The sequence below is a fragment of the Duganella sp. Dugasp78 genome, assembly GCF_059491455.1.
In genome coordinates this window covers 4,114,957-4,135,397 of sequence record NZ_CP168506.1, presented here as the reverse complement: position 1 = coordinate 4,135,397, position 20,441 = coordinate 4,114,957, and the positions used below count along the sequence as shown (strand labels likewise).

At 62.9% G+C, this 20,441-nt stretch carries 19 protein-coding genes and 1 tRNA gene; all 20 read right to left on the bottom strand.

The features are described from left to right. Positions 1–19: 19 nt before the first annotated feature. Positions 20–1,315, bottom strand: a complete 1,296-nt coding sequence (gene nuoF, locus ACEN9O_RS18315) for an NADH-quinone oxidoreductase subunit NuoF (RefSeq protein WP_008450345.1) — start codon at positions 1,313–1,315, stop codon at positions 20–22. Continuing rightward, positions 1,312–1,791: an NADH-quinone oxidoreductase subunit NuoE gene (gene nuoE / locus ACEN9O_RS18310; RefSeq protein ID WP_495613269.1), complete on the bottom strand. Its 480-nt coding sequence runs from the start codon at positions 1,789–1,791 to the stop codon at positions 1,312–1,314. The genes nuoF and nuoE overlap by 4 nt, the downstream gene beginning before the upstream one ends. A gap of 10 nt (positions 1,792–1,801) precedes the next feature. Continuing rightward, entirely contained in the window at positions 1,802–3,055 is a 1,254-nt protein-coding gene (locus ACEN9O_RS18305; protein WP_495613268.1) for an NADH-quinone oxidoreductase subunit D, read from the bottom strand. Positions 3,056–3,058: 3 nt separating this feature from the next. After that, positions 3,059–3,649, bottom strand: coding sequence for an NADH-quinone oxidoreductase subunit C (locus ACEN9O_RS18300; protein ID WP_495613267.1), 591 nt, complete (start codon positions 3,647–3,649; stop codon positions 3,059–3,061). Between the two features lie 18 nt (positions 3,650–3,667). Further along, complete coding sequence (locus ACEN9O_RS18295) at positions 3,668–4,144, bottom strand: NuoB/complex I 20 kDa subunit family protein (protein WP_008450353.1); 477 nt, start codon at positions 4,142–4,144, stop codon at positions 3,668–3,670. A gap of 3 nt (positions 4,145–4,147) precedes the next feature. Further along, positions 4,148–4,507: an NADH-quinone oxidoreductase subunit A gene (locus ACEN9O_RS18290; protein ID WP_028819535.1), complete on the bottom strand. Its 360-nt coding sequence runs from the start codon at positions 4,505–4,507 to the stop codon at positions 4,148–4,150. A 172-nt stretch (positions 4,508–4,679) separates the two neighbouring features. Then, positions 4,680–4,764 (bottom strand) — tRNA-Leu (locus tag ACEN9O_RS18285). 204 nt (positions 4,765–4,968) lie between these two features. Beyond that, positions 4,969–5,376 carry a preprotein translocase subunit SecG gene (gene secG, locus ACEN9O_RS18280; RefSeq protein WP_495613266.1) on the bottom strand — a complete coding sequence of 136 codons (408 nt, stop codon included), beginning with the start codon at positions 5,374–5,376 and terminating at the stop codon, positions 4,969–4,971. 60 nt (positions 5,377–5,436) lie between these two features. Then, the gene (gene tpiA, locus ACEN9O_RS18275; RefSeq protein ID WP_495613265.1) at positions 5,437–6,183 is read right to left on the bottom strand and encodes a triose-phosphate isomerase; all 747 of its coding nucleotides are present in this window, start codon (positions 6,181–6,183) and stop codon (positions 5,437–5,439) included. Positions 6,184–6,385: 202 nt separating this feature from the next. Continuing rightward, positions 6,386–7,366, bottom strand: coding sequence for an NAD(P)H-quinone oxidoreductase (locus tag ACEN9O_RS18270; RefSeq protein WP_495613264.1), 981 nt, complete (start codon positions 7,364–7,366; stop codon positions 6,386–6,388). 117 nt (positions 7,367–7,483) lie between these two features. After that, positions 7,484–8,092 (bottom strand): tetratricopeptide repeat protein, encoded by a 609-nt coding sequence (locus ACEN9O_RS18265; RefSeq protein WP_495613263.1) that lies wholly within the window; start codon positions 8,090–8,092, stop codon positions 7,484–7,486. 20 nt (positions 8,093–8,112) lie between these two features. Continuing rightward, positions 8,113–8,880 carry a GIN domain-containing protein gene (locus ACEN9O_RS18260; RefSeq protein WP_495613262.1) on the bottom strand — a complete coding sequence of 256 codons (768 nt, stop codon included), beginning with the start codon at positions 8,878–8,880 and terminating at the stop codon, positions 8,113–8,115. A gap of 99 nt (positions 8,881–8,979) precedes the next feature. Beyond that, the gene (locus ACEN9O_RS18255) at positions 8,980–9,180 is read right to left on the bottom strand and encodes a hypothetical protein (protein ID WP_495613261.1); all 201 of its coding nucleotides are present in this window, start codon (positions 9,178–9,180) and stop codon (positions 8,980–8,982) included. Positions 9,181–9,322: 142 nt separating this feature from the next. After that, a complete protein-coding gene (locus ACEN9O_RS18250; protein WP_495613260.1) occupies positions 9,323–10,798 on the bottom strand; it encodes an ATP-binding protein in 1,476 nt (491 codons plus the stop codon). Beyond that, positions 10,791–11,498 (bottom strand): response regulator, encoded by a 708-nt coding sequence (locus tag ACEN9O_RS18245; protein WP_495613259.1) that lies wholly within the window; start codon positions 11,496–11,498, stop codon positions 10,791–10,793. The genes ACEN9O_RS18250 and ACEN9O_RS18245 overlap by 8 nt, the downstream gene beginning before the upstream one ends. Beyond that, complete coding sequence (locus ACEN9O_RS18240) at positions 11,470–12,903, bottom strand: ABC transporter substrate-binding protein (protein WP_495613258.1); 1,434 nt, start codon at positions 12,901–12,903, stop codon at positions 11,470–11,472. The genes ACEN9O_RS18245 and ACEN9O_RS18240 overlap by 29 nt, the downstream gene beginning before the upstream one ends. An 89-nt stretch (positions 12,904–12,992) precedes the next feature. Continuing rightward, on the bottom strand, positions 12,993–15,566 hold the full coding sequence (locus ACEN9O_RS18235; RefSeq protein WP_495613257.1) for a family 20 glycosylhydrolase: 2,574 nt from the start codon (positions 15,564–15,566) through the stop codon (positions 12,993–12,995). 88 nt (positions 15,567–15,654) lie between these two features. Beyond that, positions 15,655–18,294 carry a TonB-dependent receptor gene (locus ACEN9O_RS18230; protein WP_495613256.1) on the bottom strand — a complete coding sequence of 880 codons (2,640 nt, stop codon included), beginning with the start codon at positions 18,292–18,294 and terminating at the stop codon, positions 15,655–15,657. Between the two features lie 40 nt (positions 18,295–18,334). Beyond that, the gene (locus ACEN9O_RS18225; RefSeq protein ID WP_495613255.1) at positions 18,335–19,474 is read right to left on the bottom strand and encodes an ABC transporter ATP-binding protein; all 1,140 of its coding nucleotides are present in this window, start codon (positions 19,472–19,474) and stop codon (positions 18,335–18,337) included. Positions 19,475–19,569: 95 nt separating this feature from the next. Then, positions 19,570–20,436 (bottom strand): carbohydrate ABC transporter permease, encoded by an 867-nt coding sequence (locus tag ACEN9O_RS18220; RefSeq protein WP_495613254.1) that lies wholly within the window; start codon positions 20,434–20,436, stop codon positions 19,570–19,572. Positions 20,437–20,441 lie beyond the last annotated feature (5 nt).

Sequence of the window (20,441 nt, the reverse complement as noted above, 5' to 3'; positions counted from 1 at the left end):
GATCGTTACCTGACGCAGCTTAGATGTAAGCGGGCACTAAGCAATGCTTGTGCTCGACGTGATATTCAAATTCTTCGCGGAATTGCTTGATGAACGCGCGCATCGGCATCGCCGCGGCATCGCCCAGTGCACAAATGGTGCGGCCCTGGATGTTGTCGCAGATCGAGTTCAGCACGTCCAGGTCCGAAGGACGTCCCTGGCCGTTTTCGATGCGGTGGATCATGCGGTACATCCAACCCGTACCCTCGCGGCATGGGGTGCACTGGCCACACGATTCTTCAAAGTAGAAGTACGCCAGACGCTCCATCGCCTTGACCATGCAACGCGTTTCGTCCATGACGATGACGGCGCCCGAACCGAGCATCGAGCCAGCCTTGGCGATCGAGTCGTAGTCCAGGTCGGTGTTCATCATCAGTTCGCCGCGGATCACCGGAGCGGACGAGCCGCCAGGGATCACAGCCTTGATCTTTTTGCCGCCGCGCATGCCGCCTGCCAGTTCCAGCAGTTTGGCGAACGGGGTGCCCAGCGGGACCTCGTAGTTGCCCGGCAGTTCAACGTCGCCCGAGATCGAGAAGATCTTCGAGCCGCCGTTGTTCGGACGTCCCATGCCCAGGTACTTTTCAGGACCCATGTTCAGGATGAACGGAACAGCCGCGAACGTCTCGGTGTTGTTGATGGTGGTCGGCTTGCCGTACAGGCCGAACGACGCAGGGAAAGGCGGCTTGAAGCGCGGCTGGCCTTTTTTGCCTTCCAGCGATTCCAGCAGCGCGGTTTCCTCGCCGCAGATGTAGGCGCCATAGCCGTGGTGCGCGTGCAGCTGGAAGCTGAACTCGCTGCCCATGATCTTGTCGCCCAGGAAGCCGGCGGCGCGCGCCTCTTCCAGTGCATCTTCAAACTGGGTGTAGACCTCGAAGATCTCGCCGTGGATGTAGTTGTAGCCCACGGTGATGCCCATGGCGTAAGCGCCAATGGCCATGCCCTCGATCAGCGCATGCGGGTTGTAGCGCATGATGTCGCGGTCCTTGAAAGTGCCCGGTTCGCCTTCATCTGAGTTGCATACCAGGTACTTCTGGCCGGGGAACTGACGCGGCATGAAGCTCCACTTCAGGCCGGTAGGGAAACCCGCGCCGCCACGGCCGCGCAGCGACGACGCTTTGAGGTCGGCGATGATTTGTTCCGGGGTGATCTTCTCTTCGAGGATCTTGCGCAGGGCGCTGTAGCCGCCGCGCTTGACGTAATCTTCCAGGTGCCAGTTCTTGCCGTCCAGGCCGGCGAGAATGACTGGGTCGATGTGACGATTGTGGAGTGACGTCATTTCTTGAGTTCCTCCACCAGGGTATCGATTTTGTCGTTGGACATGAAGCTGCACATGCGCTGATCGTTCACCAGCATCACCGGCGCGTCGCCGCAGGCGCCCATGCACTCGCCTTCCACCAGCGTGAAGGCGCCGTCTGCCGTGGTGTCACGGAAGTCGATGCCCAGCTTTTCCTTCAGGTGGTTGGCCGCGCGCACGCCGCCCGACAAGGCGCATGGCAGGTTGGTGCACACGGAGATCTTGTGCTTGCCGACCGGCTTGAGGTTGTACATATTGTAGAAAGTGGCGACTTCCTGCACGGCGATGGCCGGCATGCGGATGTACTCGGCCAGCTCGGCCATCACTTCCGACGAGACCCAGCCCAGTTCAACCTGGGCGTGGGCCAGCGCGGCCATCACGGCCGACTGACGCTGGTCGGCCGGATACTTGGCCAACTCGCGGTCGATTTTTTTGTAGCACTGCTCTGATAACAACATACTTTTTTCCTTAGCGGTCGATACTGCCGAACACGATATCTTGCGTGCCGATGATGGTTACGGCGTCGGCGATCATGTGGCCGCGCGCCATTTCATCGAGCGCTTGCAAGTGCGCGTAGTCGGGAGCGCGCAGCTTCATGCGGTATGGCTTGTTGGCGCCGTCGGAAATCAGATAGATGCCGAACTCGCCCTTCGGATGCTCCACCGCGCTGTACGCTTCGCCCGGCGGCACGTGCATGCCTTCGGTGAACAGCTTGAAGTGGTGAATCAGCGATTCCATATTGGTCTTCATGTCCACGCGGCCAGGTGGCGCCACCTTGCGGTTGTCGGTCATGACCGGACCCGGATTGTTGCGCAGCCATTCCACGCACTGCTTGATGATCTTGTTCGACTGGCGCAGTTCTTCCACGCGCACCAGGTAGCGGTCATAGCAGTCGCCGTTGGTGCCGATAGGCACGTCGAAGTCCATCAGATCGTACACTTCGTACGGCTGGTGCTTGCGCAAGTCCCACTGGATGCCCGAACCGCGCAGCATGGCGCCGGTGAAGCCCATGGCCAGCGCATCTTCCGGCGCAACCACGCCGATGCCGACGGTACGCTGTTTCCAGATACGGTTGTCGGTCAGCAGGGTCTCGTATTCGTCAACATAGGTCGGGAAACGGCGGGTGAAGTCTTCGATGAAGTCCAGCAGCGAACCCTGGCGGTTTTCGTTCAGGTTGGCGACTGCCTTGGCCGAGCGGATGATCGACGGCTTGTGCTGCGGCATCGCGTCCGGCAGGTCGCGGTAGACGCCGCCCGGACGGTAGTAGGCCGCGTGCATGCGCGCGCCCGACACCGCTTCGTAGCAGTCGAACAGGTCTTCGCGGTCGCGGAAGCAGTACAGGAACGGGCCCATGGCGCCGACGTCCAGCGCGTGCGCGCCCAGCCACATCAGGTGGTTCAGGATGCGGGTGATCTCGTCGAACATCACGCGGATGTATTGCGCGCGCAGCGGCACTTCCAGGCCCAGCAGCTTCTCGATGGCCATCACGTAGGCGTGCTCGTTGCACATCATCGAGACGTAGTCGAGGCGGTCCATGTACGGCACGGATTGCAGGTAGGTCTTCTGTTCCGCCAGCTTCTCGGTACCGCGGTGCAGCAGGCCGATGTGCGGGTCGGCACGCTGGATGACTTCGCCGTCCAGCTCCAGCACCAGGCGCAGCACGCCGTGCGCGGCCGGGTGTTGCGGACCGAAGTTCAGGGTGTAGTTCTTAATTTCAGCCATGTTTTACTTCCCGTAGTTTTCTTCGCGGATCACGCGAGGCACGTTTTCACGCGGCTCGATGGTGACCGGCTGGTAGATCACGCGCTTCTGCTCGGGGTCGTAACGCATTTCGACATAGCCCGATACCGGGAAGTCCTTGCGGAACGGATGGCCGATGAAACCGTAGTCGGTCAGGATGCGGCGCAGGTCGTTGTGGCCTTCGAACAGGATGCCGAACATGTCGAACGCTTCGCGCTCGTACCAGTTGACGGCGCGCCACAGCGGCACCAGCGACGGCAGCAGCGGCATGTCGTCGTCGGCGCAGAACGCGCGCACGCGCACGCGCCAGTTGTGCTTGACCGACAGCAGATGGACGACCACTGCGAATCGCAGGCCGTCCCAGGCGCCTTCGCCGTAGTTCAGGTAGTCGACGCCGGCCAGGTCGATCAGCTGATCGAAGCCCAGCGACTTGTCGTCGCGCAGCGTTTGCATCACGCCGTAGTAGTCGGCGGCTTTCACGACCAGCGTGATTTCGCCCAACGCAACGGTCGTAGTAACGCGATCGCCCAGGGCAGTGCCGAGGGCGGTTTGCAGTTGTTCCAGATGTGTAGTCATATTCTTGAAGCGACCCCGTTAGCGTGCGATCGTATTGGTGCGCTTGATCTTGTTTTGCAGCTGCATGATGCCGTACAGCAGAGCCTCAGCCGTGGGCGGGCAGCCCGGCACATAGACGTCCACTGGCACGATGCGGTCGCAACCGCGCACCACGGAGTAGGAGTAGTGATAGTAGCCGCCGCCGTTGGCGCAGGAGCCCATCGAGATGACCCAGCGCGGTTCCGGCATCTGGTCGTAGACCTTGCGCAGCGCGGGCGCCATCTTGTTGCACAGCGTGCCGGCCACGATCATCACGTCGGACTGACGTGGCGACGGGCGGAACACGACGCCGAAGCGGTCCATGTCGTAACGGGCTGCGCCCACGTGCATCATTTCAACCGCGCAGCATGCCAGACCGAACGTCATCGGGAACATCGAACCCGTGCGCGCCCAGTTGATCAGCTTGTCGGCCGAGGTGGTGATGAAACCTTCGTTTAATACGCCTTCAATAGCCATGGCTTATTCCCAATCAAGGGCACCTTTCTTCCAGATATACCAAAAACCGACGACGAATTCAGCGATGAAGCTCATCATCACCAGGAATCCGTTCCAGCCCAGTTCGCGCATGGATACGCCCCACGGGAAGAAGAATGCCGTTTCCAGATCGAACAAAATAAAGAGAATTGCGACGAGGTAGTAACGCACGTCGAATTTCATGCGCGCGTCTTCGAACGCTTCGAAGCCGCATTCATACGGGGAGAGCTTAGCCGCATCTGGCTTGTTAGGCCCGAGGAGGTGGCCCAGAACTTGGGGAGCGATGCCTACGCCGAGACCGACGAGGATGAACAACAGGACGGGGAGATAATTTTCGAGGTTCACGATTGATGAGCTTATATTGAACGGTCGGTTAAAAGGACACACTGCGGTGTTCTGCGGTGCTCTTAACGTTCGTCCCAATCGTAAGACTGCTTAGACCAGGATCGAACGACACATCCTCGTAAAAAAGCCAGCTCAGGTACACTTCGGTGCTCCCTTGCTGGCCTTATATTTCTGGTGCCGACGACGAGACTCGAACTCGTACAGCTTGCGCCACTACCCCCTCAAGATAGCGTGTCTACCAATTTCACCACGTCGGCGTAAGGCCGCTATTCTACTGTGTTTTCACGCCGTTGTTAATCCGTATTGCGCCAAAACAAGAAGAAAAACGATAAATCTTTGCTTCTTTTCACTCTGAATTGTTTTTCTAGCTTGTGAGGCTAATTTACTGCCAAAACAATGAGCAAACAACTTAAAAAGTTGCTAAGGGAACTGCATAACTTCACAACTAGTTCATTATTATATTACTTTGGGATCGATGCTGCAGGACCCGTGGCTGCCGGAGCGGCCGGTGCGGCTGCTGGAGCTGCTGGTGCGGTCGGGATGGCTGCCGCGCCGGTCGCAGGCGCCGGTGCTGGAGCTGGTGCCGCTGGCAGGGCCTTATCCATCACGCCGCCGCTGACGGTGCTGCCGTGCTGGGTCGAGATGTAGGACAGGGCCAGCGTGGCGCTGAAGAAGACTGCGGCGGCGACGCCGGTCGACTTGGACATGAAGTTCGACGAACCGGTCGCGCCGAACAGGCTGCCCGAAGCGCCCGAACCGAAGGCCGCGCCCATGTCGGCGCCCTTGCCATGCTGCAGCAGTACCAGGCCGATAATGGCGATGGCGGAAATGACTTGCACTACGATAACCAGGTTGAACAAGGAGTTCATGTTATTCCATTCAAAAATAAAAGATTTGTATCGTTTTGTTTCTACTGCTGAATTCACTACTTACACGGCTTGAATAATCCCAAGGAAATCCGTCGCCTTTAATGCGGCGCCGCCTATCAGGCCGCCGTCGATGTCCTGCTGGGCCATCAATTCTTTTGCGTTGTCCGGCTTCATGCTGCCGCCGTACAAGATCTGCACGCCGGCCGCGACCGGTGCATTCTTTTGCGCCATGCGCGCGCGCAGCAAGGCGTGCGCCTCCTGGGCGATTTGCGGCGTCGCGGTCTTGCCGGTGCCGATCGCCCAGACCGGCTCGTAAGCCAAGACGATCCGGGCCAGGTCGTCGGCGCCGATCGCATCCAGCACCGCCTGCAACTGGCCACAGATGACCGCTTCGGTCTCCCCTGCTTCGCGCTGCGCCAGCGTTTCGCCCACGCACACCACCGGCGTCAGGCCGGCGGCCAGCGCCGCGACAGTCTTCTGCGCCACCAGTTCACTGCTTTCCTTGTGATAGGCGCGGCGCTCGGAGTGGCCGCACAGCACATAGCGGGAGCCGAAATCGACCAGCATGCCGGCCGAGACTTCGCCCGTGTAGGCGCCGCTGGCGTGGACCGACACGTCCTGCCCGCCCCAGGCGACCGCGCTGCCTTGCAGTTCAGCCTGGCACTGGGCCAGGTAGGGAGCCGGCACGCACACGGCGCAATCGGCGCCAAAGTCGTTCAGGCCGGCCAGTATGCCGGACAACAATGCCGTATTGCCGGCGCGGTTGCCGTTCATTTTCCAGTTGCCGATGACGAGTTTGCGACGCATAGTAGCCTAAAATTCAATAACCCGCTATTTTAACGCGAGGCTGGAAGCCCGGTCAAACCAGCGGATGGGCACGACGTCCACAAAATAGCAAAAATACTACGAACGCCCGCCCCGTCATTCCCGCGCAGGCGGGAATCCATACTTGGCCGGCCAGGTGGCGGCCTATGGATTCCCGCGTGCGCGGGAATGACGGTGGCTTGACCTAGATTACTTGCAACATGATCTTGCCGACATGATTGCTGGTCTCCATCAGCGCATGCGCGGCGGCAGCCTGCTCCAACGGAAACACTTCGTAGATCACCGGCTTGAGCTTTCGCGCCGCCATCAGCGGCCACACCTTGTCCAGCAGCTGCTTGGCGACCGCGCCCTTGAAGGCGGCCGAACGCGGCCGCAGCGTCGAGCCGGTGATGGTCAGCCGGCGGCGCAGCACCTGCCCCAGGTCCACCGTGGCCTTGCTGCCGCCCAGCGTCGCGATCAGCGCGATGCGGCCGTCGTCGGCCAGGCAGGAAATTTCACGCGGCAGGTAGTCACCACCCACCATGTCGAGGATGACGTCCGCACCACGGTCGTTGGTCAGCGATTTGACGATGACGGCGAAATCCTCGGTCTTGTAGTTGATGCCGCGCTCGGCGCCCAGTTGCATGCAGGCGGCCACCTTGTCATCGCTGCCGGCCGTGGCAAACACGCGGTGGCCCAGCGCGCTGGCCAGCTGGATCGCCGTCACGCCGATGCCGGAGCTGCCGCCCTGCACCAGCAAGGTCTCGCCAGCGGCCAGATGGGCGCGGTCGAACACATTGCTCCAGACGGTGAAGTAATTCTCGGGAATCGTGGCCGCCTCCAGCATGCTCCAGCCCTTGGGAATGGGCAGCACCTGCTCCAGCGGCGCGACCACGTATTCGGCATAGCCGCCGCCCTGCACCAGGGCGCAAACTTTATCGCCGATATCGAAGGTGGTGTAGTCGAGGTCGCCGTCGACGATCTCGCCGGCCACTTCCAGGCCCGGCAGGTCGGAGGCGCCCGGCGGCGGCGCATAGTTGCCCATGCGCTGGAACACGTCCGGGCGGTTGACGCCGGCCGCGTGGACCTTGATCAGCACCTCGCCGCCCTTGACGACCGGCATCGGCCGCTCGCACAGTTGCAGGACATCGGCCGGGCCGGGATGGGTGATTTCAATCGCGCGCATGGCTCGCCCTCTCATGAAGAAAGGGCGATTGTACCCCGCACCGCGACACTGGGGTCGGACCCCGTACGGGGTCCGACCCCGCCTTGCCCGGGGGTCGAACTCCGCCTTGCCCGGGTTTCAACCGCCGCCGGTGCGCGATTGCTTGGGCAGCGGCGTGTTCGGCTTCCAGGCGGCCGACAAGGCCTGCCCCTCCTCGATCTGCTCCGGCGTCATGCTCTTGACCACGGCCGAACGCTGCTCGGCCGCGTTCATCGAGCCATTGGCCGCCGCCAGGTTCCACAGCATGTAGGCGATCACGTTATCCTGCGGCATGCCGGCCATGTGATAGCGGTACATCAGCCCCAGCGCCTGCTGCGCGTCGGGATGGCCCTGCTCGGCCGCCTTGCGGAACCACGTCACCGCCTGCTTGTGATCCTGGATCACCGCGTTGCCGGTGTAGTACATGGCGCCAACCACGTACTGCGCGTCGGCCTTGCCCTGCAGCGCGGCCTTGCGGTGCCACTCCAGCGCCTGCTTGTAATCCTGCGGAACGCCGCGGCCCATGTAATACATCAAGCCCAGCAGGTGCTGGGCGTCGGCATTGCCGGCCTTGGCCAGCGGCGCTATCTCCTTCAAGGCCGCCGCGTAGTTCTTGTTGTTGTAGGCGGTAGCGCCTTCGGCGAATCCGGCCATCGCAGCCTGTTGCAGGCTTAGTACGAGTCCGATCGCTAGTATGATTTTTTTCATGTCGCGTAGGTGTGTATGTTTTACTTCCAACTTACCTTGCCCAGGCCGTCAACGCTGACGTTGCGATTCAGGGGCTTGCCATAAACAGTGACCGATCCCAGGCCGCTCAAGTTCAATGTCGCATTGGTCTTGGCGTTGACGGTGGCGTTGCCCAGTCCGCTCAAGTCGACGTCGACCGAGTCGGCCTGGAACTGCTGCGCATTCAGCCCGCCCAGTCCGCCCAGGTTCGCCTTCAACAGCTTGCTGTGGCCGCCGAGCGTGATGTAACCGGCGCCGCGCAGATCCAACTCCACGCTGTCGTTCTCGCTGACCCACAGGTGCATGCTGCCGACGCCGCCCAGGTTGGCCTTCAGGCTCTTGTAGTCACAGACCACTTTCATCGTGCCGGCGCCATCCATCGTCAATTCCAGTTCGTCGCCGCTGAAGCCGCTGATCTCGGTCGAGCCCACGCCTTCCGACACCACTTCCCGCAACATCGGCAACACCAGCTCGGCGCGCGTGGACGAGCGGCCGATCTTCAGGCCGCGGCCTTCGGTCTCCAGATGCAGCGTGTCGCCTGTGGCCGAGGCCGTCACCTTTTCCATGGTGCGCTTGTCCGCGTACAGCGTCAGCGACGGCGTGTCGCCCCGGCGCAGCTTCAGGTCCAGTACGCCATCGAGCTTGACGCGCACCACGCGGGCGTCGAGCTGGACCACGCGCTTCTCGGTCGGCTCGTCGGCAGCTTGGGCGCGGCCGAACAGCGCACAGAAAGCGGCAAACAGCAGGCCAAATTGGAAAAGCTTGTTCATTGTCGGGTTCCTCTGGTGTTGTACTTAGCTGCTGCGAACGGCTAATGTAGCAGCGCACTAAGCTTTTTAGCAATCTTTGCAGTACGACCAATTGTCAAATTACGACAGGCTGGCTTTTTCCACTGCGGTCAGGCGCTTGGCCTTGATTACTACAACTTGCATCGGAGCTTGGGCGGCGGCCACCTCGATGGCCGGTTTCAACGCCACGCTCGCTTGGGCGGCGGCGCTGGCGTAGGCGGAAGCGCCCAGCAGCACGGCGGCGACAACGAAGATGGCTTCCATGTTTTTGGCGATGTTCATTTTGCTCTCCTTGAATACGTTTCGGTATGTGATCACTATAGCGATCACCTGCCTGACGCTCATGCGGATTGCGACGAACTGCACAAATAGGGGACTGGGCGACAAAAAACGGGGAATAAGGATGAAAAGCGCGGCGCGGCACTCAGGCCGGCAGGCGGATGATGGCGTTCAGGCCGCCGTCGCGATGATTTTCCAGCACCAGCTGACCGCCATGCGCCTCGATCACGCTGCGCGCGATACCGAGGCCCAGGCCCATGCCGGCGTCGTTCTGCTCGCGGCCGTGGGCCAGCCGCACATAGGGATCGAACAGGCTGGCAAAGGCATCCTCAGGCACGCCGGGGCCGTGATCGCGCACGGCGATCGCCACCGCGCCCGGCTCCACGGCGACGCTGATCTCGGCGCGGTCGCCGTAGTACAGGGCGTTGTCCAGCAGGTTGCCGATGGCACGCTTCAGAGCCAGCGGCTTGGCGCGCACGGTGATGCCGCTGTCGCGATACCCCACCTCGTGCCCCGCCAGCCGCGCGCTGCGCACCATGCGCCCCAACAGCGCGTCGAGCTTGACCTCGGCCGGGTTCTCGTGGATGTCGCTGTCCTTCACGCATTGCAGCGCGCCTTTGACCATCATGTCCAGCTCATCGAGGTCTTCTTCGAACTCGTTGCGCAACGCTTCGTCGTCCAGCAGCTCGGAGCGCAGCTTGAGGCGCGTGATCGGCGTGCGCAGGTCGTGCGAGATCGAGATGAACAGGCGCTCGCGGTCCTCGATGTAGCGCTGGATCCGTTCACGCATGGCGCTGAAGGCGCGCGCGGTGTTGATGAATTCACGGCTGCCCGTTTCCGGCAGCGGCGGCGCGCGGTCGTCCTGTCCCTGGCCGAAGGCGGCGGCGGCGTCGGACAAGGCGGCCAGCGGCCGCGTGATCCAGCGCACCACCAGCAGGCAAAGCAGCAGCACCACGGCCAGCGACAGCCCTTGCAGCGCCAGGCGGTCCCACGCCAGCGGATCGTTACTGCTCAAGAAGTACGGGTTGGGCATCAGCGCCGCCATGTACAGCCAGTTGCCAGGCTCGATCTCGGTCTGGATCACCAGTATCGGCGCGGGGTCCGGCTGGATCAGCAGGATGTGCTGGACCCAGGCATCCGGCAGGTCGCTCAGGTGGACGCCGTCCTCAGACACCACCAGCTGGTCCGGCCAGGCGAAGGCCAGGTGGAAGCTGGGCGAATGCGGCAGGTCGCTCTTCAAGGTAGCGCCCACGGTCGCCAGCACACTGCTGGCCAGCGGATGCTCGGCGATCTGCTTGACCGGCACATAAGCGTGATTGAGGTTGACGAAGAAGCGCGTACCGCCCATCTCGCGCAGCTGCTGGATCAGCAGCAGACGATAGTTGGCCGGCAGGCTGCGGAAGAAGCGGATCGCGCCGGATGCGCCATGCGCCACGTACTGCGACGCCGATTGCGCCTCCACCTGCGCCTTGGCGCGCAGCTGGCTGGCCCAGATCACGCTGGCCGCCAGTTGCGTGACCAGCAGGCCGGCCGCCATCACCAACATCAGGCGCCCCAGCAGCGACTGCGGCCAGATCCTGCGCAGCCGCTGCAGCATCCGGCCGGATGCGCGCTTAAGCATGCGAGACGCTGACGTCGGCCGAGAACACGTAGCCGGCGCCGCGCACAGTCTTGATCAGGGCCGGCTGCTTGCCGTCGTCGTTGAGGCGCAGGCGCAGGCGGCTGATCTGCACATCGAGCGAACGGTCCAGTGGACCGGCGTCGCGGCCACGGGTTTCCTCGCACAGCACGCTGCGGTCCAGGATCACGCCCGGATGTTCGACAAAATACTTCAGCAGCTGGAAGTCCAGGCCTGTCAGCGCAACGACCGCGCCGGCGTGGTCCAGCACCTTGCGCTCCATCAGGTCCAGCGTGAAACCAACGAAGCGGTAATAGCGCGCCGACGGCGTCTCCAGCGCGGTGCGGCGCAGGATGGCCTTGATGCGGGCCAGCAGCTCGCGTGGGCTGTATGGCTTGGCGATGTAATCGTCCGCACCCAGCTCCAGCCCGACGATGCGGTCGGTCTCGTCGGAGCTGGCCGTCAGCATGATGATGGGGACATTCGAACGCTGGCGCACCTGTTTGCACAGCGCGAAGCCGTCGGTATCGGGCAGCATCACGTCCAAGATCACCAGCGACAGCTGCTCGGCATGCGCGTGCAGCTCGGCCAGGAAGCTCTCGCCGTTGTGCGACAGGATCACCTCGTACTGGTTTTTCTCCAGATAGGTCTTGAGCAGGACGCGGGTCTTTTGGTCATCGTCTACGATCAGTATCTTGCGCACCGGGTGCTCCTTGGCTTCTGAGGTTAAACAACCGGAACAGCACGCCCAGGCGGCGTTGCGCCTCGGCCGGCGTGGCCCGGTCGTCTAGAAAATATCGGTGGATTTCGGCGATGATGGCGTCGCGGCTGGCTTCATCGGTGGCCATGCGGTGCACCAGACTGGGCGCCTGCCCCGCCGCGCCCTGCGCGAAGGTGGTCCAGGAGGCGCGCGCGCAGCTATCCATTTTGGACGGATCGGCGTCGCGTCGCACCGGCACGGCGCCCTTCAGCGCATTGAACTCCGCCTGCACCGTCGGCGACACTAGCAGGCGCGCCATCTTTTCCTGCGACGGCATGTGGCGGTAGTCGCCGGCAAACATGGTCAGCGTGTCGACGCTGTAGAGGTGGTACTTGCCGGTGCCCGGCGCGGTGCCGCAGGCATAGTCCTCGTCCAGCGCCATGCCGCGTTCGGCCAGCTCCGGCTTGGCCCAGTCGCCCATGATCATCATCGCGGCCTCGCGGCGCGCGAACTGGCGCACTACCTCCGGCCACGGCCGCTCATCGAGCTGGCCGCTGATCCAGCCCTTGACGATGCGCAGCCGCTCCAGCGCTTCGGCGGTGCGGCGGTCGGCGGCGGCGGCCGGATTGCGGCGCACGAACAGCTCGCGGTAAAACTCAGGGCCGCTTTCGGCCAACACCAGGTTTTCGAACAGCGCGGCCACCTGCCACGATTCGCTGCTCTGCGCCAGCGGCATGATGCCGGCGGCCTTGAACTTGAGCGCGACGGTCTGGAATTCTTCCCACGTCTGCGGCGGCGCTAATTTCAGCTGGGCGAACAGCGCGCGGTTGTAGTACAACGTATTGACGCGGTGGATGCCGAGCGGTGCCGCCACCACGTGCTTGCGATGCTGGATCAGGGTCTGGATGGTCGGGAACAGGAAGCCGCTCCAGTTGCCGGCGCCGGCGACGTTGTCGATCTCCAGCAGCAGGCCCAGTTCCGCCCATTCGGCGATGGAGACGCCGATGATCTGCGTGACTTCCGGCGCATCGCCAGCCAGCACGCGGCTTTTCAGCACCTTGCCGGCACCCAGGCCAGCGCCGCCCGGAATGGCGGCATCCTTCCATTCGAGGCCTTCGTCGGCCATGCGCGCGGCCAGCGCGTTGGCGGCCTTGCGCTCGCTGCTGGAAGTCCACCAGTGCAGTACCTGCAGCGTGTTGAGGGAAGTGGCCGGCGCCACGGCGCCCGCTGCAGCATGCTGCGACTGTTGCGCCGCATAAGCCATGGGCAGTGCGCCGCCATTGAAGGCGCAGGCCGCGGCGAGCAGGCCGAAGGTCCACGCCCGCCCGGACGGCGCGCGGAGGGCGGTCGAACGAAAGCGTAACCAGTCGAACCTCGGCAAGGCTACTTTTTCTATCGACGCAATCACTCGTTATCCCGAACAAAACAGTGCCATGATTATAATGGAGAAGCCAGCATCCGGGATCAATTGGTATGCTCCGCGTGCGCGCGCCCGGCTCAAGGGTTGTCGATGTACGACACCCTGCCCATCCTGCCGTTACGGTCGAACGCTGCCACTTTGATCGGTCCCTTGTCGGATATCGGCCCGTTCACTGGTTTGCTATTGGTATTCGGTTCGCTGCCGTCGCTGGTGTAGCGCATGGCGATGCCCGGCAAGACATGGTTGACCAGCACCCGGCCGCCGTCCAGCGTCAGGCCCGGTGGCGCGATGCGGTAATCGACGCCAGCACGTTCCAGGTCGAGGCGCGGCAGCACGCGCTGGCTCAGCGTGTTGACGAAGCCGGACCATGCGGCGCGGTGCAGCGCCGCCGCTTTGCCGGCATCGTGCTCCGTCGCCCAATCGGGATCGGCAGCCCATGCGCGTTCGGCCACCGCCAGCAGGCGTGGCATGACGAGGTAGTCCAGGCGTTCCGGCGTGCGCACGGTTTCGGTGAACAGCGTCGCTTCCAGGCCGCGTATGCGGCGCTTGCCGTAGTCGGTCAGGGAGTCCTTGCCCACCAGCGGCGGGTTGGCGTTCTTCAGGTAGTCCAGCGGGATGAAGTCGTAGACCGTGTCCAGCTCGACGTAGGCACCCCAGTTCACGCCCGGCTCTTCGGGATTGGCGTTGTAGGCCATGTCCATGTACATCCTGGTCACCGGCGCCAGCACGATGTCGTAGCCGGCGTTGGCGAGACGGTAGGCAAAGTCCTCGGCACCCTCGGTGTTGTTCCAGACGTAGGCGCTGAAGCCGCGCTGCGTAAAGTGCGGATTCGGTATCAGTTTGTGCTCGCCGCGCAGCCTGGTCGCGCGGGCCGCCATCTCCTCCCATCCGGAGGCGTACAGGCCGCGCTTGCGCAGGATGGCGTCGACCCGGTCATAGAAATAGTCCCACAGTTCAGCGGTGCTCTCCAGTTTTTGCTTCCGCATGACCGCGCGGCTGGCGGGCGACTGCTCCCATGCGCCGGCCGGCAGTTCGTCGCCACCGACGTGGATGGTATGCAGCGGCGCGCCGGCTTCCTTGTGCATCGCCACGACCTGCGCTATCACGTGGTCGATGAAGTTGAAGCTGGACTCCAGGCCGGGATTGATCACTTGGTCGTTGTACAGCTGCGCCGACGTGTAGACAGACTTGTCGGCGAGATCGTTGAGCAGGTATTTGGCGGCGTCGCCCTTGCCTTCCGCTTTCAGGCGGTGGTAGCGCGCTTCCATCGCCTTGACGGCGGCGCGCGCGTGGCCCGGCATTTCGATTTCAGGGATCACTTCGATGTGGCGTGCGGTGGCGTAGCGCAGGATCTCGATGTATTCGGCGCGGGTGTAGTAGCCGCTGCCGCTGGCGTCGCGTGGATCGGGGCCAGAGCCGTAGGCCGGTTGCAGCCGTACACCTGGCTTGGCGCTGTGGCCGCGCACCGCGCCGATGCTGGTCAGTTCTGGCAAGCCGGCGATCTCAAGCCGCCAGCCTTCGTCGTCGGTCAGATGGAAGTGGAATTTATTGAGCTTGTAGCGCGCCATCAGGTCCAACAGCTTGAAGACAGTCTGCCTGGTGTGGAAGTTGCGGCTGACGTCCAGCTGGAAGCCACGGTACTCGAAGCGCGGGGCGTCGGTAATGGTCAGCTCGGGCAGTTCCATGTTGGCGACGCCCGGCAGCGGCAGCAGGTCGCGCAGCGATTGCAAGCCGTAGGCGACGCCGGCGGCGCTGTTACCGACGATGTCGATGCCGTCCTTGATCGTCAGCGTGTACGCTTCCGGCGAGGCGGAGCCAGGCACCGCGCCGACGCGCAGGCGCAGCGTCGTTGCGGCGCCGCTGGCCGTTGGCAAATTGGCCGGGAACAGCGAGCGCGCGAAGGCGGCTTCGGTTTTCAATGCCGCCGGGGCGACGATATTCGGCAGCGCGGCCAAGCGCAGCTTGCCGGCGCCCGCTTGCAGATGCTGCGGTGTCGGGAATACCGGTGGCAGCGAGGCGGCCGGCATCCAGTCCGCATTGGCATTGCGTCGATATGTGTCCTGCACGGTGACCACCGGCTTGGCGCCGCTACTGCCCTTGTCCAGCTGTTCGGGACGCGTGAGCGGCAGCAGCTGGTAGTCGGCGATGGCCTGGCCGACGTCCGGCGCGGCATCGTAGACCAGGTAAGGTCCTTCCGGCGCCTTGGCCAATTTGATGATCAGGTTGGGATGGTGGTAAGCGATGTTCAGCGTCTGGCCCGCCGGCACGCCCGCAAATCCGGGCGCGGGGCGAATGCGGAACAGATTGCCGGCTACCTGCTCCAGCAGCAGATTGCCTTCCAGCGGGCCGGTGGCAACGCCGTCCATGACGTTGAAGTACAGCGTCCAGCCCTGCGGGGGCAACGGCTGCTGGCTGAGATTAGTCAGGATCAGGCGCGCCTGCGTACCGCCGCGCGGCGCTTCAGGTGTGAACACATTGCGCACCAGCTCCCAGCGCAGGCGGATCTGCGCGCCGTTGGCATATCCCGCCACCGCACCCTGCCCGGCCGCCATCTTTGCTTCCGGCGCGGCCTGCGCCGCCACCCCGCCCGCCATCGCCACCATCAGCCACGAGGCCAGCGCGATACCACCGTACTTGGTCTGCTTACGCATTCGACTCCTTCTCAATCGCCAGGGGGCGACGAAGCGGATGGCGAGACGTTATTTATCCCGCCATCCGCTAGTCGCCACGCCTGGTTTTTTAGAACTTGGCTTTCAAGCCAATGCTGTAACGCGCGCCGTTTTCATACACGCCCACCGGCAAGCCGTCGGTCGTATTGGTGCGGATAACTTCATTGGTGATGTTCACTGCCGTCAGGTACAGGCTGATCTTCGGCGTGATATCCCAGCTGGCCGAAGCATCCCACTGGCCGTAGGCGCTGGTCACGTCCTGGCCGCCCTCATCCAGCGCACCGTAGGCCTTGGAGCGGTAATTGTACGACAGCCGCGCGCTGTAGCCGTTCTTCTCAAAGAAGCCGGTGATATTGGCCTGGTTGCGCGAGTTGCCGACCACGTTCAACTTCACGCCGCCCGCGTTGGCGCCGGTTTTGGCGTCGGTGTAGGTGTAGTTGACGATGGCGCCAAAGCCGCTGCTAAACGCCTGCTGCCATTGCAGTTCCAAGCCGTTGACCGTTTCGCCGTTGTTGGCGTTGTACGGACGGCTGACCGGACGCATTACGCCACCCACGTTCTCCGTCGCTGTCTGCGTGTAGATGAAGGTATCGAGCTTCTTCGCAAACACCGTGGCCGACAGCAGCGATGCATCGGCGTAGTACCACTCGGCGCCGATCTCCGCCTGGTTGGCGTGATAAGGCTTGAGCAGTGGATTGCCGGAGGTGGCGGCGTTGGTGGTGCCGCTGACTTCCGTACTGGCGCTCAAGTCGCTGTAGGTGTTACGCGCCATCACACGCGCCACAGCGCCGCGCACAAGCAGGTCCTTGTTGACGGCATAGACCGCGTTCAGGTTGGGCAGCACGTCGGTGTAGCTGCGGCTGACGTTGGCCAGCGTGTAGTTGCCGCTACCGGTCAGGTCCTGGTAAGCCTCGGAGTTCTGGTCGGTCTTGACGATACGCGCGCCGAAGTCGCCGCGCCATTGGCCGGTGGCGAAATCCGCACGCGCATAGGTCGCGTAGATCTTCTCCTTGATCTTGTAGTACTCGCCCTTCGCTTCCGCGTAGACCATGCCCTTGTCGTACATGGGGAAGCCCTTGGAGTAGGCCAGGCCATCATCCACCCACGCGTACTGGGTCAGCGAGCCAGGATTGGCGGCCTTTTGGCTCAGCAGCGGCGAGGCGCCGGTCGACAGGTCGGCCAGCGAGAACGACTGCCAGCCCACATTGCCCGGACCGTCCGTGCCGATGGTGCGATGGTTCTGCACCGTGGTGTCGCGGAACTTGGCGCCGACCTTGAACGACTTGAAGAAGCCATTGTTCAGATCCAGCGTCAGGTCGCCCTGCGCATAGTTTTCCTTGGTCTCCATGCGGCGGATCCAGTCGCGCGAGCTTTGCAGCGTCAGCTTGCTCGGATCGAGCGGATTGATATCCAGGTACTTGACCTCATACGTGTCCGGCGCGATGTTGATGGTGGTGCGGGTATTCCCGACGAACCAGAAGTTGCGGTCATGATCGCTGCCGCCCGAGCCCTTGGTGGTGCCGGCCTGGCCGTGGAATTTCCAGTTGTCGGCATCGTAGGTGCCTTCCAGGTCCAGCACTTCCGATTTGATGTAGGACTGGCGGAAGATAGGCTCGAACGAAACGCCACCCGTCGGGCCGACGGTGCCGCCGACCAGCGCCTTGGTGCCGTTGGACGTGGTGATGAACTTCGGATTGGTGACGGCGATATTACCATTCGCATCCGCCAGGCCGCCCGCTTCCCACAGGTAGTTCTGGTTGCTGTTGTCCATGCTCATATCGGAGTTCATGTAGTTCAGCGAGATGTCGGTGTTGACGTTCGGGCGGGCCTGCAGCGTGATGTCGCCGGTGGTGCGTTTGCGGTCCTGACGGAAGATGGCCGAGCCACCGCCCCACGATGCATACGCGCCCGGCGTCACAACGCCGTTCTGGTCGACGATGTTGTACTTGGTCGCGTCGGTGAAGTCTTCCAAGCCGTCGCGGCGCATGGTGCGCTGCTGGCGGCTGATGGCGACCAGCGCGCCGAAGGTCTTCTGCTCGTTGGTCCAGCTCAGCAGGCCGGATATCTGCGGATCGGTTTTCTTCGGCAGCTTACTATAGGTCTCCTCGACCGACACCTGCGCCACCAGCGGCTTCAGTTGGAGCGGCTTGCGGGTCTTGACGATTACCAAGCCGCCGATGCTGCCCTCGTCCAGGTCGGCCGACGGGCTTTTGTAGACGTCGATGCTACCCACCAGCTCAGACGCCAGGATGTCGTAGTTGAAGCCACGGCTTTGCGAATCGTTCTTCCACCAGTAGCCGGAAGCGACGGCCTGGCCGTTCAACTGGGTCAGGTTCAGGTTCTTGTCGGTGCCGCGCACGAAGATGTCGCGGCCCTCGCCCCAGGTGCGGTCGACCGAGATGCCGGGCACGCGTTGCAGCGAGTCGGCCACGTTCTTGTCCGGGAATTTGCCGACTTCCTCGGCGGTGACGGTGTCGATGACGTTGCCGGAATCGCGCTTCTCGGCCAGGTTGCGCTTCAGGCGTTCGCGGATGCCGCGCACTTCGACGGTGGCCGCGTCGCCAGTAGCAGCTGGCACACCGGCATCGCTGGTTTGAGCCGCTTCGGCCGCAACCGGATCTGCCGCATACACGTGGTGCGCAAAGCCTCCGCTCAGCGCCAGCGCGATCAGGTTAGGTAGTAGTTTTTTCTTAAATACCGGCTTAGTCATTCAATTCTCCCTGTTTGAAAAATGTGAACCGCATTGGATATCAAACGCTGCGCATCATGCCGCGAGCGGCCGACACCATATTCCCCGGACGCAGGCGTCGTAGCGCCTGTCCCCCTTCGTCAAACACCTGGAAGGCGGTGCTGTCGGCCGAGAAGACGATGGACTGTCCGATCTCGACGTGACGTTCGCCGTCTCCGCGTATCACCACGTCTTCTGCACCTTCACGACTGACGTAGATGTAATTGGCTTCACCCAGGTGTTCGACCACACTGACCTCGCCCTTGAAAACTTCCGAACCGGCGCGCGATTCGTTGATATGTTCGGCGCGCAGGCCGAGCGTGACCTTCATGCCCGCGCGCAGGCCGCTGCCGTCGACGTAGGCACGCACCGATTCGCCGCTGGGCAGCAGCACCAGCACGCCGCTGGCGCCCGCCTCGGCGACGGTGCCGGCCATCAGGTTCATCTTCGGTGAGCCGATGAAGCTGGCGACGAACAGGTTGCGCGGCTGCTGGTACAGGTCCAGTGGCGTGCCGGCCTGCTGGATCTGCCCTTCGTGCATGACAACGATCTTGTCGCCCAAGGTCATCGCCTCGACCTGGTCGTGCGTGACGTAGACGATGGTGGCGTCCAGCTGGCGATGCAGCTTGGCGATCTCCAGGCGGGTTTGCACGCGCAGCGCGGCGTCCAGGTTGGACAGCGGCTCGTCGAACAGGAACAGGCGCGGTTCGCGCACGATGGCGCGGCCGATGGCCACCCGCTGCCGCTGACCGCCGGATAGCTCGCGCGGCAGGCGCTCCAGCAGGTGCTCGATCTTCAGCGTCCCGGCGGCGCGGGTGATGCGCTCCTTGATTGCCGCCTTGTCCTGCCCCGCCACCTTCAGGCCGAAGGCCATGTTCTGGTACACCGTCATGTGCGGATACAGCGCGTAGCTCTGGAACACCATGGCTATGCCGCGTTCGGCGGGCGGCAGGTGATTGACCACCTCGTCGCCGATCGCCATGCTGCCGCCGGTGATGCTCTCCAGGCCGCACAACATCCGCAGCAGCGTCGATTTGCCGCAGCCGGAGGGACCGACCAGCACCACGAACTCGCCGTGCGCGATATCCAGGTCGATGCCGGCCAGGATATCGGTCTTGCCGTCATAGGATTTACGCAGTTCTTTTAAGCTGACACTTGCCATTGCATTCCTCTTTTAAATCGTTTCATCGTCATTCCCGCGCAGGCGGGAATCTATACTCAGCATGGATTCCCGCTTTCGCGGGAATGACGTTGGCGCTATTTCACCGCGCCGGCCGTCAGGCCACGGATCAATTGACGCGAGAAGACCGCGTACAAAATCAGCATCGGGATCACCGCCAGCGACAACGCCGCCAGCACGGAATTCCAGTCGGTGACGTACTGGCCGATGAACTGCTGCACGCCCAACGTGACGGTCTTGGTGCGGTCGGACGGCGCCAGGATCAGCGGGAACCACAAGTCGTTCCACGCCGGGATCATGGTGAACACCGCCACCGTCGCAATCGCCGGCCGTATCAGCGGCAGGATCACCTGGAAGAAAATGCGGATTTCGCCGACGCCGTCGCAACGCGCCGCGTCCTTCAGCTCCGAGGGCACCTGGCGCATGAATTCGGACAGGATCATGATCGCCAGCGGCAGGCCCTGCGCCGTGTACACCAGGATCAGCGCGGCCAGCGTGTTGACCAGGTCAAGCTTGACCATCAACTCCAGTATCGACACCGTGCCGAGACGGATCGGGATCATGATGCCGAGGGCGAGGAACAGCGTCAGCACGCGGTTGCCCATGAAGCTGTATTCCGACAGCGCCCATGCCGCCATCGCGCCGAACAGCACGATGCACAACAGCGCCGCCAGCGTCACGTACAGGCTGTTACCGAAGTAAAGAAGGAAGTTGGTGCTGGCCAGGACCTTCTGGAAGCCGATGAAGGTCAGCGACTCCATCGTCGGCAACGCCAGCGGATCGTCGAAGATCGCTGCGCGGCTCTTGACGGAGTTAATCAGGATCAGCGCGATCGGGAACAGTGCCAGCACGGTGTAGGCGATCAGCGTTGCATGCACCATCAGGCGGCCCAGGTCGAAGCGACTGGCCAGCGGTACGGGTGGATTCATGGCGATAGCGGTCATGGTGC